The 16,482-nt window shown below is 39.1% G+C and carries 12 protein-coding genes and 1 rRNA gene; 11 read left to right on the plus strand and 2 right to left on the minus strand.

Features of this window, described 5'->3' with window-relative positions; all coding sequences use genetic code 11:
• Positions 1–268: 268 nt before the first annotated feature.
• From Q1B07_RS23450 to pruA, 5 genes are all read left to right on the plus strand, one after another.
• Entirely contained in the window at positions 269–955 is a 687-nt protein-coding gene (locus tag Q1B07_RS23450) for a heptaprenylglyceryl phosphate synthase (RefSeq protein ID WP_299094467.1), read from the plus strand.
• Positions 956–1,039: 84 nt separating this feature from the next.
• Positions 1,040–3,250 carry a DNA helicase PcrA gene (gene pcrA / locus Q1B07_RS23455; protein WP_299094466.1) on the plus strand — a complete coding sequence of 737 codons (2,211 nt, stop codon included), beginning with the start codon at positions 1,040–1,042 and terminating at the stop codon, positions 3,248–3,250.
• 35 nt (positions 3,251–3,285) lie between these two features.
• Positions 3,286–5,292: an NAD-dependent DNA ligase LigA gene (gene ligA / locus Q1B07_RS23460; protein ID WP_299094464.1), complete on the plus strand. Its 2,007-nt coding sequence runs from the start codon at positions 3,286–3,288 to the stop codon at positions 5,290–5,292.
• A 15-nt stretch (positions 5,293–5,307) separates the two neighbouring features.
• On the plus strand, positions 5,308–6,522 hold the full coding sequence (locus Q1B07_RS23465) for a CamS family sex pheromone protein (RefSeq protein WP_299094462.1): 1,215 nt from the start codon (positions 5,308–5,310) through the stop codon (positions 6,520–6,522).
• Positions 6,523–6,774: 252 nt separating this feature from the next.
• A complete protein-coding gene (gene pruA, locus Q1B07_RS23470; RefSeq protein ID WP_299094460.1) occupies positions 6,775–8,322 on the plus strand; it encodes an L-glutamate gamma-semialdehyde dehydrogenase in 1,548 nt (515 codons plus the stop codon).
• A gap of 154 nt (positions 8,323–8,476) precedes the next feature.
• Here pruA and Q1B07_RS23475 read toward each other — a convergent pair whose 3' ends face one another.
• Positions 8,477–8,899 (minus strand): hypothetical protein, encoded by a 423-nt coding sequence (locus Q1B07_RS23475; RefSeq protein WP_299094458.1) that lies wholly within the window; start codon positions 8,897–8,899, stop codon positions 8,477–8,479.
• Positions 8,900–9,129: 230 nt separating this feature from the next.
• On the opposite strand from Q1B07_RS23475, the gene Q1B07_RS23480 reads away from it, so the two are divergent.
• Positions 9,130–10,092, plus strand: coding sequence for a bile acid:sodium symporter family protein (locus tag Q1B07_RS23480; protein ID WP_299094456.1), 963 nt, complete (start codon positions 9,130–9,132; stop codon positions 10,090–10,092).
• 119 nt (positions 10,093–10,211) lie between these two features.
• Here Q1B07_RS23480 and putP read toward each other — a convergent pair whose 3' ends face one another.
• Positions 10,212–11,681, minus strand: coding sequence for a sodium/proline symporter PutP (putP, locus tag Q1B07_RS23485; RefSeq protein WP_299094454.1), 1,470 nt, complete (start codon positions 11,679–11,681; stop codon positions 10,212–10,214).
• Between the two features lie 303 nt (positions 11,682–11,984).
• Between putP and Q1B07_RS23490 the strand changes: the two genes are divergently transcribed.
• The 5 genes from Q1B07_RS23490 to Q1B07_RS23510 form a co-directional block, all read left to right on the plus strand.
• Positions 11,985–12,362 (plus strand): Hsp20/alpha crystallin family protein, encoded by a 378-nt coding sequence (locus Q1B07_RS23490; protein WP_299094452.1) that lies wholly within the window; start codon positions 11,985–11,987, stop codon positions 12,360–12,362.
• A gap of 483 nt (positions 12,363–12,845) precedes the next feature.
• On the plus strand, positions 12,846–13,136 hold the full coding sequence (gatC, locus tag Q1B07_RS23495; protein ID WP_299094450.1) for an Asp-tRNA(Asn)/Glu-tRNA(Gln) amidotransferase subunit GatC: 291 nt from the start codon (positions 12,846–12,848) through the stop codon (positions 13,134–13,136).
• A gap of 13 nt (positions 13,137–13,149) precedes the next feature.
• The gene (gatA, locus tag Q1B07_RS23500) at positions 13,150–14,607 is read left to right on the plus strand and encodes an Asp-tRNA(Asn)/Glu-tRNA(Gln) amidotransferase subunit GatA (RefSeq protein ID WP_299094447.1); all 1,458 of its coding nucleotides are present in this window, start codon (positions 13,150–13,152) and stop codon (positions 14,605–14,607) included.
• 14 nt (positions 14,608–14,621) lie between these two features.
• The gene (gene gatB / locus Q1B07_RS23505) at positions 14,622–16,052 is read left to right on the plus strand and encodes an Asp-tRNA(Asn)/Glu-tRNA(Gln) amidotransferase subunit GatB (protein WP_299094445.1); all 1,431 of its coding nucleotides are present in this window, start codon (positions 14,622–14,624) and stop codon (positions 16,050–16,052) included.
• Between the two features lie 369 nt (positions 16,053–16,421).
• Positions 16,422–16,482, plus strand: a 16S ribosomal RNA gene (locus tag Q1B07_RS23510); the annotation flags it as partial.

A 16,482-nucleotide genomic window follows, 5' to 3' on the forward strand; every position in this document is an offset into this window, starting at 1 on the left:
CATGGAATAGAGTACAAGCTATCGGATATTCGCTAGACAAAAAAGGACCGGGCGGTTTTTGCCCGGTTTTTCTTATGGGAAAAAAAGATAACCTTCCAACATAAGGCACCATCCCTTTTGGACTTCTGTTTCTTATCTAAACATGGTAAAATCCATTACTGGAGTTATCGTTATTGGATTTTACCATCTTCATAAAGAGTTAAGTTTTTCGCCTACGTGTTCTTTGTTATAATAGTGAAATGGATGTTTTGAATGGAGGAATTCCTGCATGTATGATATTAGCGAGTGGAAGCATGTGTTTAAACTCGATCCTGATAAAGAAATAAGTGATGAGGACTTAGAAAAAATTTGTGAATCTGGCACCGATGGGATTATCGTAGGAGGCAGTGATCATATTACGGAAGATAATGTGTTAAATCTCATGTCCAGAATCCGCAGATATCTGGTCCCATGCATTTTAGAGGTTTCAACACCTGAAGCCATCATTCCCGGGTTTGATCTATATTTTATCCCAACGGTTTTAAATAGTAGAAGTACAAAATGGATGATTGATTTGCACCAGGAAGCGGTGAAGGAATATGGAGAAATCATGAACTGGGAAGAAGTGATCGTGGAAGGATATTGTATATTAAATCCTGATTGTAAGGCAGCTAGTATAACAGAAGCAAAAACAGACATCTCAGTTGATGATGTCGTAGCATATGCCCGTGTTGCGGAGAATATGTTTCATCTTCCGATTTTTTATTTAGAATACAGTGGAAAATTAGGTGATCTCCCGGTTGTCGAGCAAACCAAGCAGGTATTAAAGGATACGAAGCTTTTTTACGGTGGAGGCATTTCGTCACCAGAAGAAGCAAAGGATTTTGCAAAGCATGCAGATGTTGTTGTCGTTGGAAATGTTATTTACACAGATTTGAAAGCAGCTTTACAAACGGTTGCTGCTGTTAAATCTTAATGTTGGACGAGGCTGTCTGAGGACTAGCATTAAGCCTCAATCTTTATTAAAATAGAACATATGTTTGTTAGGGTGGTGAAGCAGTTGCAATTTTTATCAAATCAATTACTTGCTGGTTTGAATGACAAGCAACAGGAAGCAGTAAAAACAACAGATGGCCCCTTATTGATTATGGCTGGGGCGGGAAGTGGGAAAACCCGTGTGTTAACACATCGGATCGCCTACTTAATGATCGAAAAACAAATTGCCCCTTGGAATATATTAGCGATTACCTTTACAAATAAAGCTGCTCGGGAAATGAAAGAGAGAATTCAAAGCATCTTAGGGGCTGGTGCGGATGACATTTGGATTTCAACTTTTCACTCTATGTGTGTCCGTATTTTGCGTCGAGACAGTGACAGAATGGGAATCAATCGTAACTTTTCCATTCTTGATACGACAGATCAATTGTCGGTTATTAAAACTGTGCTAAAAGAAAAAAATCTTGATCCGAAAAAGTACGAACCAAGAAGCTTGCTTGGTTCGATTAGCAGTGCAAAAAACGAATTGTTAACACCTGATGAATATGAAAAGACGGCAAGCAGCCATTATGAACAAGTTGTAAGTGATGTTTATAAGGAATATCAAAGGAAGCTGCGCAAAAATCAATCACTTGATTTTGATGACTTAATTATGACAACGATCCAATTATTTCAACGTGTTCCAGAGGTTCTTGAAACCTACCAGCGTAAATTCCAATATATTCATGTCGATGAGTATCAAGATACGAATAGAGCACAATATATGCTAGTAAAGCTTTTAGCTGCTCGTTTTAAAAATTTATGTGTTGTCGGGGACTCTGATCAGTCTATTTATCGCTGGCGCGGTGCAGATATTGCCAACATTCTATCGTTTGAAAAGGACTATCCTCATGCAAATGTCATTTTGCTTGAACAAAACTATCGTTCAACAAAGCTAATATTAGAGGCTGCCAATGAGGTTATTAAACATAATTCAAATCGAAAACCTAAAAAGCTATGGACTGAGAATCAACAAGGCGCGAAGATTATGTATTATCGTGCTGATAGCGAATCAGCAGAAGGCCAATTTGTTGCGGGAAAAATTAAACAATTGGTTGATTCAGGGGAACGGAAGCTTTCGGATATTGCGATTCTATATCGGACAAATGCACAATCAAGGATTATCGAGGAAGTTTTGCTTAAATCCAACATTAATTATACCATTGTCGGCGGAATCAAGTTCTATGACAGAAAAGAGATTAAGGACTTGCTAGCATACCTGCGCTTAATTGCCAACCCGGATGACGATATTAGCTTAGCCCGAATTATTAATGTCCCGAAACGGGGTGTCGGCTCTACATCTGTAGATAAAATTGCAAACTATGCATTAGATAATGACCTATCTTTATTTCAAGCAATAGAAGAAATTGAACAAGTCGGTGTTAGTGCAAAGGTTGTTAAGGCATTAGTGGAATTCCGCGAAATGATCCGCAATCTTGGCAATATGCAGGATTACTTGTCTGTTACAGAGCTTGCTGAGGAAATCATTGAGAAATCTGGGTATCGGGAAATGCTTGTACAAGAAAAGACAATCGAGGCACAAAGCCGTTTGGAGAATATCGATGAGTTTCTTTCTGTTACGCAAACCTTTGAAAAGCAAAATGACGATAAAAGTCTTGTTGCCTTTTTAACTGATTTAGCCCTTGTATCTGATATTGATAAACTTGAAGAGGATGAGCAAGAGCAAAATGACGCAGTTGTCCTCATGACCCTTCACTCTGCAAAGGGATTAGAGTTTCCAGTTGTGTTCTTAATCGGTCTTGAGGAAGGTGTTTTCCCGCATAGCCGCTCCTTAACGGAAGAGGATGAAATGGAGGAAGAGCGCCGTTTAGCATATGTGGGAATCACACGAGCTGAAAAAGAACTGTTTATTTCAAATGCACAAATGCGTACTCTGTTTGGAAGAACAAGCATGAACCCTGAGTCGCGCTTTATCGCAGAGATCCCAAGCGAATTGATTGAATGTCTTCATGAAGCAAAGAAACCAGCTGCATCGTTTAATCAAGGGCGTCGTTTGGAAAAACGTCCGCCAGTTACAAGACCGGTTGTTGCCTCAACAGGCGGTGATGATATTTCCTGGGCAGTTGGTGATAAGGCTGAACATAAAAAGTGGGGAATTGGCACAGTCGTAAGTGTAAAAGGGTCAGGAGAAGGAAAGGAATTAGATATTGCTTTTCCAAGCCCAGTAGGAATTAAACGGCTGTTAGCAAAATTTGCCCCAATAAATCGGGTCTAAAGAGAAGACGTTAGAAAGAAAGGATTGGAATCTCTATGGATAAACAATCAGCAATTAAAAAAGCTTTGGAACTGCATGAGCTGCTTAACACGTATAATTACGAATACCATGTTTTAGATCAACCGAGCGTACCTGATTCTGAATATGATCGGCTTTTACAAGAATTAATCAAGCTCGAAGAAGATTTCCCTGAATTGAAATCACCGGACTCTCCAACTCAAAGGGTTGGAGGGACCATTTTAGAGGCCTTTCAAAAGGTTGTCCACAGAACACCTATGCTAAGCTTAGGGAATGCATTTAATGAACAGGATTTACGTGATTTTGACCGCCGGGTAAGACAAGCGGTAGGTGATGATGTTCAATACGTGGCTGAGTTGAAAATTGACGGTTTAGCCGTATCGTTGCGTTATGAAAATGGTTATTTTGTACAAGGTGCTACACGCGGAGACGGTACAACCGGTGAGGATATTACAGAAAACCTCAAAACAATACGATCCATTCCGCTTAGGCTAAAACAAGAACTGAGTTTTGAAGTACGAGGCGAGGCATTTATGCCAAAAAAATCATTTGAAAAATTAAATGAGCTTCGTTTACAAAATGAAGAAGAGCCATTTGCTAACCCGCGGAATGCTGCAGCTGGCTCTATTAGACAGCTTGATCCCAAAATCGCGGCAAAACGGAACCTTGATATTTTTGTTTACAGCATTGCTGACCTTGGCGGAACAGGTGTTGAAAGACATAGTGAAGCCTTGGATTTATTAGAAGAAGTCGGATTTAAAACAAATAAAGAACGCAGAAAATGTGAAAATGTTGAAGAAATCCTCTCCTTTATTGAAGGGATTCAGGAAAAAAGAGCAACCTTATCTTATGATATTGATGGGATTGTTATCAAAGTTGATTCCCTCGCACAACAGGAAGAGCTTGGATTTACAGCAAAAAGTCCGCGTTGGGCAATCGCTTATAAATTCCCTGCTGAGGAAGTTACGACAAAGCTTATAGACATTGAATTAAGTGTTGGAAGAACAGGTGTGATTACACCAACGGCCATTTTAGAACCAGTGCGTGTAGCCGGAACAACTGTACAACGTGCCTCACTCCATAATGAGGACTTAATTAGAGAAAAGGACATCAAACTTGGTGATACCGTTGTGGTGAAAAAAGCAGGGGACATTATCCCAGAGGTTGTTAATGTGCTTGTTGATCATCGATCGGGTGAAGAACAAGACTTTACTATGCCTACACATTGCCCTGCATGTGAAAGCGAGCTCGTTCGCATTGAGGGCGAAGTAGCTCTCCGCTGCATCAACCCGCAATGTCCGGCACAAATAAAGGAAGGTCTCATCCACTTTGTATCAAGAAATGCGATGAATATTGATGGTCTTGGTGAACGAGTTGTGGCCCAATTGTTTCAAGAGGGGTTAATTAAGGATGTAGCGGATTTATACCGCCTAAAGAGAGAACAGCTGCTGGGTCTTGAGAGAATGGGGGAAAAATCGACTGATAACCTATTAAAAGCGATCGAACAATCAAAGGAAAACTCACTTGAACGGCTTTTATTTGGTTTAGGCATTCGTCATGTTGGTGCAAAAGCAGCGAAAACCATCGCCCAAGCATTTGAATCAATTGACCAACTTCAACGGGCATCAAAAGATGATCTTATTGCGATCAATGAGATAGGAGATAAGATGGCTGATTCCGTTGTTACATATTTTGAGAATCCGGATGTTCAACATTTAGTGAATGAGCTTAAGTCATTAGGGGTAAACACGCTCTATAAAGGACCAAAACTAGTAAGACCTGAAGAAAGTGATTCCTATTTAGCCGGAAAAACGGTTGTTTTAACCGGTAAGCTTGAGCAGCTAACTCGAAATGAAGCAAAAGAAGGGATAGAGCGGCTCGGTGGTAAAGTGACAGGAAGTGTAAGTAAAAGTACAGATTTAGTTGTTGCAGGTGAAGCAGCAGGCAGCAAGCTGAAGAAAGCCCAGGAATTAAACATAGAAGTATGGGATGAAGCTCGGCTCCTTGAGGAACTAAATAAATAAGAGGTGTGAATTCACTTGAAAAAAAAGCTATTAATGGTGTTAACAGCAAGTTTTCTTGTTTTAACGGCTTGTGCACCGAACTTTGGAGAGCAAGAAGAAATCGTGCAGGAAACTGAGGATGAATCAAAAGAACAGGCGATTATCCCGAAATACAATATTTCAGATTCGTATTATAAGATGATCTTGCCGTTTAAGCAGGGGGAAGCGAGGGGGCTTGTTGCAGAGCAATTAAACACCCGCTTAGATATTGACGAGTTTGAAACAGGCTTAATGCGAGTTGCGCAAGAGTCCTTTTCTCCTGATAACTATTTATACCAGGAAGGCCAATATTTAAAAGGGGAAGATATCAGCAGCTGGCTGCAACGGAAAAAAGTTGGTAATGAGCTAAAAGAAGCTCAAGAAGCAGCAAAGAGTCAGGATAAAAATACGACTGGAGCGGATGAAAAGTATGTTGAGGTTGGTCTTAACCCGGCATTGCCTGAGGCTGACGGCCAAAGCCTTACGGAATTACATTCGAAATATCCAATCTATCTTTCCCATATACTTGAACATGATTATTTAATTCGCAAAGATGATACCGTTGAATTAGGCGGAGTCGTGATCGGCTTGGCGATGAACTCTGTTCATTATTATCAGGAAGAGCATGGCTATCCTAGAGAACATGAAATAAGTACAGAAGAGCTTCTGGCACAAGGGAAGCAAATGGCCGAAATTATTTTGAAGCGTGTAAGGAGTACAAAAGGACTAGAAAAGGTGCCGATTGTTTTTGCTATATATGAACAAGAGAAGAAGTCATCGATTGTTCCTGGTAATTTCGTTGCGAAGACAACTGTAAAAGAGGGAAGCAACAGTTTAGAGAAATGGGAAGATATTGATGAGGATTATTATTTCTTTCCATCCGATGAAGCAACAAATGATTATCGCGATGATGCGCAAATGTTCAATCGCTTTAAACAAGATGTTGAAGAATTTTTCCCTAACTATACTGGTGTCATTGGAAAAGCCTTTTATAAAAATGGCGAATTGAATTACTTGGATATCGAAATCCCAATGCAATTTTATGGGAAGGCTGAAGTGATTGCCTTTACACAGTTTGTCACAGGAAAGGTCATGGAATATTTTCCTGATTACATTTCACTTGAAGTGAATGTGATGTCAACTACAGGTCAAGAAGCCGTCATTATCAAAGAACCAAATCAAGAAGAACCAACCGTTCATATTTATAAATAAATAGCTATCAAAGGGGCTGTCTAAGAAGCCGGACCTCTTCATCTACAATTTATGGTTTGTGATGAAGGCGGCTTTCGTGTGAGACAGCTCCTTTTTATTTTAGCCTATCCTTCTAGGTCGAGAAAAAGATACTCATTTCTATCAATAGCTGTGCATACGAATGAAGCATAAGCGCTCAATTGCAAGATTAGAAGCTAGAGATAGGAAAGTAGAGGAAATGATTTTTTTAGATTTTAAAGGAGGGACTTGGGAATGACAGTACCTTACAAGCACGAACCATTTACTGACTTTTCAATTGAAGAAAATAAACAAGCGTTTCTTCAAGGACTTAAGATTGTTCAATCCTATATACATCAACATTATGACTTGGTATTAGGCGGAGAGCGCGTCAAAACAAAGGATAAAATCATCTCTATTAATCCTGCCAACAAGGATGAAGTAGTTGGGGTTGTATCAAAAGCAACGAAGGAGCATGCCGAAAGAGCCATGCAAATTGCTGATGAAACATTTCAGGTATGGCGTAAAACTAAACCTGAAATGAGAGCAGATATTTTGTTTCGTGCAGCTGCCATCGTTCGGCGTCGGAAGCATGAATTTTCTGCCTTTCTTGTAAAGGAAGCAGGTAAGCCTTGGAAAGAAGCGGATGCTGATACAGCAGAGGCAATTGATTTTATGGAGTTCTATGGAAGACAAATGCTGAAATTAAAGGATGGAATCCCTGTTGAATCAAGGCCAATTGAATATAATCGTTACACTTACATACCGCTTGGTGTAGGTATCATCATTTCACCATGGAACTTTGCTTTTGCGATAATGGCAGGGATGACTGCAGCGGCTATTGTATCAGGTAATACCGTCTTATTAAAACCGGCTAGTGCGACACCAGTGATTGCCGCTAAATTTTTAGACGTATTAGAAGAAGCAGGACTGCCGTCAGGTGTGGTCAATTATGTTCCAGGAAGCGGTTCAGAGGTGGGGGACTATTTAGTAGACCATCCCCGAACAAGATTTATTAGTTTTACTGGCTCGCGTGAAGTCGGAGTGAGAATCTATGAGCGTGCTGCAAAGGTACAGGAGGGTCAGATTTGGTTAAAGAGGGTCATTGCCGAGATGGGAGGAAAAGACACGATTATCGTTGATTCGTCAGCGGATTTGGAATTAGCAGCCCAATCCATTGTCGCATCTGCTTTTGGTTTTTCAGGACAAAAATGTTCTGCCTGCTCACGGGCTGTCATTCTTGAAGACGTTTACGACCAAGTGTTACATCGAGTTGTTGAGATCACAAAAGAGTTAGCAGTAGGTGACCCAGAGGATTCCTCAACTTATATGGGTCCAGTTATTGATCAAGCGGCCTATGAAAAAATCTTAAGCTATATTGAGATAGGAAAAGAAGAAGGGAAATTATTAGTTGGTGGAAAAGGAGATCAAACAAAAGGCTATTTTATCGAGCCAACTATTTTTGCCGATGTTGATGAAGATGCCCGTATTATGAAGGAGGAAATATTCGGCCCGGTCGTTGCGTTCTGCAAAGCAAAGGATTTCGATCATGCTATCAATATTGCAAATAATACAGATTATGGCCTTACTGGTGCTGTGTTAACGAACAATCGGGAACATATTGAAAAAGCAAGAGAAGATTTTCATGTAGGTAATCTTTATTTTAATCGGGGCTGTACGGGAGCCATTGTGGGATATCAGCCATTTGGAGGATTTAATATGTCCGGAACAGATTCAAAAGCAGGTGGTCCTGATTATTTGCTGCTGCATTTGCAGGCAAAAACTACTTCGGAAATGTTATAAGATCAAAAACGCAAGCGCCTTCTATTCATGATCGTCTTATTTTCCCCAGGTTGATCAAGGCGCTTGCGCTTTTTATTTGTTATTAGGAAATTATCAAATTGTTTAAATTGTGGATAAGCGTTTCGGTATCCAGCTTCACCGCTATTGTTCTATTCTATCCTTTCCAATAAAACCGCTCATCATCCTGATTGCTCTTTACCTCAATTGTTTCCGGGGGTGTGGGTACAGTCTTTGCTTCATTGAAGTCATCTTGTTTTGAAGTGGTTTCTTGTACCTTGTCCTCTTTTTGTGCAGAACGCTGCTCAGAAAGCACTTGTATTAGCTGAGAGGTCAGTTCGCTGCGCTTTTGGTATTCATTAAGAAACAACGCGATGGAAATGATGACCCCGCCGCCGATTAAACATGTAAGATAAGGTTCTAATGATCCGATAAGCTGAAGCGTCATAAATTGAACGGACCCGCCATACATTTCTTGTTCTTCCTGTACCGCCTTAAATGTCATTGAGATATGATTGATGATGCCCCCTGCACCGAGAACGATTAAAACGCCTCCAAAACCAATTAAAAATTTCTTCACACCAACCACCCCTGATACCGTTTCATTTTGTACAATCTTACCATGTATTAGAAAATCTTACTAGGCGAAAGGGTGGAAAATAAGTGTTTATCGGTGGGATATTATGCATTAGGTACATTTCGTTTGATAAAAGAGTTCATTACAGAACTGATCTTGTTAATTTTTGACTAATTGATATTTTCTGAAAATAATGTATAATTGTCTAGTCAAAAGATAAAGGTGGATTTAACATGAATACGTTAGCAAGAATTAGTACAGCTGCAGGAAATACCTTTATCATTTGGGTTTTGGTATTTACTGCATTAGCTATGTTTTTTCCAGGAGGGTTTATTTGGATTGCCCCTTACATTTCAATTTTACTTGGAATCATCATGTTTGGAATGGGTTTGACATTATCAGTAAATGATTTTAAAGCCGTTTTTAAGCAGCCTCTAGCTGTTTTTGTCGGGGTTGCAGCACAATACATCATTATGCCGGGTATTGCGTATCTTTTAGCAGTGGGACTTAATCTGCCGCCAGAATTAGCTGTAGGGGTCATTTTAGTAGGATGCTGCCCAGGAGGTACTGCATCTAATGTTATGACTTATTTGGCAAAAGGAAATATTGCATTATCACTAGCAGTTTCAGCAGTTGCAACTTTGGTTTCTCCGATTTTGACACCAGCACTCATTTATTTACTTGCGAGTCAATGGCTCCCTGTTGATGGAAAGGATATGCTAATCTCTACTATACAAATTGTTCTTATTCCAATCATTTTAGGGATCATCTTTAAATGGTTATTAAAAGATAAAGCCGAGGAGGGAGCAAAGGTTCTTCCTTTGGTTTCCGTAATTGGGATTGTGGGAGTTATATCTGCCGTTGTTGCAGCGAATAAAGATCATATTCTAGAATCTGGGCTTTTAATGCTGGGTGTGGTTATTCTGCATAATTTAGTCGGGTTGATGTTAGGATTTCTTATTTCAAAAATATGCAAGTTCCCATATGCTGACCAAAAAGCGATCGCAATTGAAGTCGGAATGCAGAATTCAGGGCTGGCTGCTGCCTTGGCTACAGCTCATTTTTCTCCCGTTACAGCTGTTCCGAGTGCAATCTTCAGTGTTTGGCATAACATATCAGGTCCGCTTGTTGCGACATATTGGTCAAAAAAAGCACAAAGAGATGTGCAAGAGACTAAGGAAATTACACCATCTTAAAGACCATATAGGTAAAAGATTATTAAGAAAAAGAAAGAAGGCATCATTGTTACTTGTGATGCCTTCTTTGAATTTTATTTCAGTTGTAAATGGGTTTTCCCGTTCGTTTATTGTTCCATTTATAAAGTAAGTTTTTCTTCCATTTTATTAAACGTGTTTTTAACCTCAGTTGAAGGTGCTTTAGTCAATAGACTTACAACAATAACTGAGATTAAACTTAAAGCGAAGCCTGGTATCATTTCATACATAAAGTTCTTCGCCGCTGGAATGTTCACCCAGATTAATACAGTTAATGCACCAACTATAATACCTGATAATGCTCCCCACTTGGTCATACGTTTCCAGAACAAGCTTAATAGAATCGCAGGACCAAATGCTGAACCAAATCCAGCCCATGCATATCCAACAAGACCCAATATTGTGTCATTAGGATTGATAGATAAGAAGATAGCGATAATCGCTACGAGTAAAACGGATAGTCTGCCTATAAGGACAAGCTCTTTGTCAGTAGCATTCCTACGTAAAAAGGCTTTATAAAAATCCTCTGTCATTGCACTTGCCGTAACAAGAAGCTGTGATGAAATGGTACTCATAATAGCGGCTAAAATCGCAGCAAGCAAGAATCCGGTAATAAGTGGATGAAACAAAAGTTCAGAGAAATAAATAAAAATTGTCTCAGGGTCATCTAATGTTGCTCCAGTTTTCGAAATATAAGCTGCACCAATAAGTCCTGTAAGCATTGCCCCGATAATTGAGATAATCATCCAGCCCATTCCAATCCGGCGAGCTGGCTTAAGTTCTTTAAGCGAAGAAATGGCCATAAAGCGGACAATAATATGCGGCTGCCCAAAATAACCTAGCCCCCATGCAAGTAAAGAAATAATACTAATGACAGATGTTCCAGTAAAAATATTAAGCATATTGCTATCAATTTGACGAATTTCATTAAATGTAGATGTAAAACCTCCGATATCCGTCAAAGCTACAATCGGCACTAAAATAAGGGTAATAAACATGATTAAGCCTTGAACAAAATCAGTTAAACTTACGGCCAGAAAACCGCCAAATAAGGTATAAGCCATAACGACGCCAGCTGTTAAAAACAAACCAAATTTATAATCTAAGTCAAATGCTGACTCAAACAAAGTACCGCCTGAAACTAAACCTGCAGAAGTGTACAATGTGAAGAAAATAAAGATAACTAAAGCAGAAAAACTTCGCAGAATTTTTGAATCATCACTAAATCGATTTTCAAAAAAGTCAGGAATCGTAATGGAATCATTTGCAACTTCAGTATACGTTCGGAGACGTGGAGCAATCAGCAAGTAATTAAGATAAGCTCCAATTGTTAATCCGATAGCCAGCCATATGCTTGAAAGTCCTGATACATACATGGCGCCAGGCAATCCCATTAGCATCCAGCCGCTCATATCTGAAGCCCCAGCTGAAAGTGCGGTTACTGCTGGACCTAACCCGCGGCCACCTAACATATAGTCTGATAGGTCTGAAGTTTTCTTATAAGCATACCAACCTATCAACAGCATTCCAACCATGTAGATTCCTAAAGAAATAAGAATTCCTATTTCCACCAAATCACTCCTAATTATTTATTCGCTATTAAAGTTTGAATATTCAAACTTATCAAGCTTTTGCTTATGGTTTATAAAGCTATCAAACTATTACCCATATTTCAAGGCAAAGTAACAAATTTCCAAGGCTTGTCTATGTACACTAGGGACTAACATACCATACTTGAAAGCGTTTACAAAAATAAAATAAAGTAAAATAATTTTGAATATTCAAAAAAATAAAAGCCATTATTTTTCGCCTAGGCAAAAAACTTTTTTGTTTCATATAGATAATATAACTAAAGAAAATGAGGAGGATTTGCTGTGAGTGATCCAATGAAGATGATAAATGACTTCTTTCAGCAACGTCCAAAGCGAACACTTTTGGATTCTATAGATCAGGCTTTTAAAAAAACGACTGCAGCCAGCTTTACTGCTGAGATTGCAGAAGATGACTTGAATTTCATGATCAACGCTGAACTGCCGGGTGTCCCTAAAAACGATATAAGTGTAGAGCTGCGTGGAAATCAAGTGGTTATCACAGTAAAAGAACAGAAGCATCCTATACGAAAAATTGGCGGTACACGCATTGTCCAAATACCGGATTATGTCAACAACAAAAAGATGAAGGCAGTTTACAGAAACGGGATGCTTGAGATTCGTTTAGAAAAGAAGAAGTCAACAAGAATTGAAATAGAATAATTGGAGCCGCTGGTTTTGATTGCTAGCGGTTTTTATTTTACTATCAGAATTTATATATTTTCTTAACCATAGCTTGCGTTTCTGAATCTAGCTCCAGGCGCCATCGGCTCGAGGTCATAAGTCAAACAGGAATTGAAGGTAAAGAACACCTTCTATTCCTGTTCGCCTTATGCTTGTCGCCGATAGGCAGGCGCCTTGCGCTTTTTTTATTGCTTAGGAATTATAAAATTCTTGAACTGTGGGTAAGCGCTTTGAAATCCAGCTCCAGCGCCTAGCCCCTCGAGGTCATAAGCCAATTTAGAATTGAAGGCAAAAAGCGCCTTCTATTCTAAATCGTCTTATCGGGGCTGAACGAGGCGCTTGCGCTTTTGTTCTGCCGTGACTAAGCAAGTTGGTTCCGCTTTTTCTGATATTGATTAATTAGTCTTTGTTTTGGTATCATCAGAGTATTGTGGATGAACGATTTTGTGGAGGTGAAATGATATGTCAAGAATATCAGTAGAACAAGTTAAACACGTAGCGAATTTAGCGCGATTAGCTATAACTGAAGAGGATGCGAAGCTTTTTACCCAGCAATTAGATGCCATCATTACGTTTGCTGAGCAGCTAAATGAAGTAGATACCGAAAATGTGAAACCAACATCACATGTATTAGATATGAAAAATATCATGAGAGAAGATACCCCTAAAAAAGGGTTGGACAACGAGGAAGTAATTAAAAATGCCCCAGATCATGAGGATGGTTATATTCGTGTACCATCAATTTTAGAATAAGGGAGGGACAAGCGTGACGCTTTTTGATCGTAAACTATCAGAATTAAAAGAACTCTTACATAAAAAAGAAATTACCGTTTCTGACTTGGTAGAAGAATCGTTTAAACGAATACAAGAGGTTGATGATAAAGTCGGAGCGTTTTTAACATTAAATGAAGAGAAAGCACGTATATATGCAAAGGAATTAGATGAGGCATTAGATAGCCGTGACGAGTTTGGGCTATTATTTGGTATGCCAATTGGGATTAAAGATAATATTGTAACAAAAGGATTGCGCACGACATGCGCAAGTAAAATCCTGGAAAACTTTGATCCGATTTATGATGCGACAGTTGTAAAACACCTTCAAAAGGCAGAAGCTGTTACTATTGGTAAGTTAAATATGGACGAGTTTGCAATGGGTTCTTCAACTGAAAATTCCGGTTACAAGCCTACGAAAAACCCATGGAATCTTGAAACAGTACCGGGCGGTTCAAGCGGCGGGTCAGCTGCGGCGGTTGCAGCAGGAGAGGTTCCTTTCTCATTAGGCTCTGATACAGGAGGCTCTATTCGTCAACCAGCAGCTTTTTGTGGTGTTGTCGGTCTAAAACCAACTTATGGCCGTGTATCACGTTTTGGGTTAGTTGCGTTTGCCTCTTCATTAGACCAAATTGGACCAATCACACGCAATGTCGAGGATAATGCCTATTTATTACAAACGATTTCAGGTGTAGACGAAATGGATTCAACTTCTGCGGACGTTGAAGTACCGGACTTCCTATCTTCCTTAACTGGTGATGTAAAAGGATTAAAGATTGCTGTGCCGAAAGAATATTTAGGTGAAGGTGTTAATGAGGAAGTAAAGCAGTCTGTTCTTGACTCACTTAAAGTGTTAGAAGGATTAGGAGCAACTTGGGAAGAGGTATCACTGCCGCACTCAAAATATGCACTTGCTACATACTATTTATTATCTTCATCAGAGGCTTCTGCAAATCTAGCTCGTTTTGATGGTGTCCGCTACGGTTATCGTACTGACAATGCAGAAAATTTAATCGAAATGTACAAACAAACTCGTGCCGAAGGGTTTGGAAATGAAGTTAAACGCAGAATAATGCTTGGTACATTTGCGTTAAGCTCAGGTTATTATGATGCCTATTATAAAAAGGCGCAAAAGGTACGTACCTTAATCAAAAAAGACTTTGAAGACGTATTTGAAAAATACGACGTTATTATTGGGCCGACAACACCGACTCCAGCATTTAAAATTGGTGAAAATGTAAAAGACCCGTTAACGATGTATGCTAATGATATTTTAACGATTCCAGTAAACCTTGCAGGTGTACCTGGTATTTCCGTTCCTTGTGGTTTATCTCATGGATTGCCGCTCGGTTTACAAATTATCGGAAAGCATTTTGATGAAAGCACAATTTACCGCGTTGCTTACACATTTGAGCAAGCAACAGATCATCATAAAGCAAAACCTGAATTGTAAGGGGTGAGAAATCAATGAAATATGAAACGGTAATTGGACTAGAGGTCCATGTTGAATTAAAAACAGATTCAAAAATCTTTTCAAGTGCTCCAAACCACTTTGGCGCAGAGCCTAATACAAATACAACAGTTGTCGAACTAGGTTATCCTGGAGTATTGCCAGTTCTAAATAAAAAGGTTGTCGATTTCGCAATGAAAGCATGCATGGCACTTAATTGTGAAGTTGCAACTGAAACAAAATTTGATCGTAAAAACTATTTTTATCCGGACAATCCAAAAGCTTACCAAATTTCACAATTTGATAAGCCAATAGGTGAAAACGGCTGGATTGATATCGAAGTAAACGGTGAAACGAAACGCATCGGGATTACACGTATTCACATGGAAGAGGATGCAGGAAAGCTTATCCACTCCAATGACGGTTATTCCTTGGTTGACCTTAATCGTCAAGGTACCCCGCTTATTGAAATCGTATCAGAGCCGGATATCCGGACACCAGAAGAAGCATATGCTTATTTAGAAAAATTAAAAGCAATTATCCAATATACAGGTGTTTCTGATTGTAAAATGGAAGAAGGCTCATTGCGATGTGATGCTAACATTTCTTTACGTCCTGAAGGTCAAAAAGAATTTGGTACGAAGACAGAGCTTAAAAACTTAAACTCATTTGCTTTTGTAAAAAACGGATTAGAGTATGAGGAAAAACGCCAAGAGAAAATCCTACGTGCTGGCGGGGAAATTCAACAAGAGACACGCCGCTATGATGAAGCAACGAAAAAGACGATCTTAATGCGTGTAAAAGAAGGTTCAGAAGATTATCGTTACTTCCCTGAGCCGGACCTTGTTGAGCTTTATATTGATGATGAATGGAAAGAAAGAATACGTGCATCCATTCCAGAGCTTCCTGACGCTCGTCGTAAACGTTATGTAGATGAGCTTGGCTTACCTGAATATGATGCACAAGTATTAACTATGACAAAAGAAATGTCTGATTTCTTTGAACAAACTCTTGCTGCTGGAGCTGATGCAAAACAGGCATCAAACTGGATCATGGGAGAAGTATCAGCTTATTTAAATGCTGAAGGCAAAGAATTAGCTGATATCGCTCTTACAGCAGAAGGATTAGCAGGTATGATCAAGCTAATCGAAAATGGAACCATTTCTTCTAAAATAGCGAAGCAAGTATTTAAAGAGTTAATCGAGAATGGCGGAGATGCGGAAAAAATCGTAAAAGAAAAAGGATTAGTCCAAATTTCTGATGATGAAACATTACGTAAGTTTGTCAATGAAGCATTGGATGCAAATCCAAAATCAATTGAAGACTTTAAAAATGGTAAGCAAAAGGCGATTGGTTTCTTAGTTGGCCAAATCATGAAAGCGACAAAGGGACAGGCAAATCCGCCGATGGTAAATAAATTATTAATGGAAGAAATACAAAAGAGATAAAATGGCCAAAAGAAGAAAGACAAAGCAGGTTAGCTCCCTGCTTTGTCTCTTTTAAAAAAATGATTGACAGCATCTAAATGAAAGTGGTACATTATTATTCCGCTCAGAAATTTTATTAAATAATTGTTATTGACTTCTGCGAAGTTCGGTGATATTATATTATTTGTTGTTAATGAGTGTGAGAAAATCAAATGATAATTTTCTTTTAAAAAATTTTCGCGGAAGTTGACAAAAAAGAAATGACTTGTTATAATATTTTTTGTCGCTGATGTAGAGCGAAAATAGTTCTTTGAAAACTAAACAAAACAGAAACGTCAACGTTAATTCTAAGTCTATTAAATAGACATTTTTAAGAGCTATATCAACTCTTTATTGGAGAGTTTGATCCTGGCTCAGGACGAACGCTGGCGGCGTGCCTAATACATGCAAG

The sequence above is a fragment of the uncultured Metabacillus sp. genome, assembly GCF_947503125.1.
Lineage (GTDB): Bacteria > Bacillota > Bacilli > Bacillales > Bacillaceae > Metabacillus.

Bases quoted from the DNA above. Each gene is read 5' to 3' on its own strand.
- Q1B07_RS23450 (WP_299094467.1), top strand. From the start codon at position 269: ATGTATGATATTAGCGAGTGGAAGCATGTGTTTAAACTCGATCCTGAT.
- ligA (WP_299094464.1), top strand. From the start codon at position 3,286: ATGGATAAACAATCAGCAATTAAAAAAGCTTTGGAACTGCATGAGCTG.
- pruA (WP_299094460.1), top strand. From the start codon at position 6,775: ATGACAGTACCTTACAAGCACGAACCATTTACTGACTTTTCAATTGAA.
- Q1B07_RS23480 (WP_299094456.1), top strand. From the start codon at position 9,130: ATGAATACGTTAGCAAGAATTAGTACAGCTGCAGGAAATACCTTTATC.
- gatC (WP_299094450.1), top strand. From the start codon at position 12,846: ATGTCAAGAATATCAGTAGAACAAGTTAAACACGTAGCGAATTTAGCG.
- gatB (WP_299094445.1), top strand. From the start codon at position 14,622: ATGAAATATGAAACGGTAATTGGACTAGAGGTCCATGTTGAATTAAAA.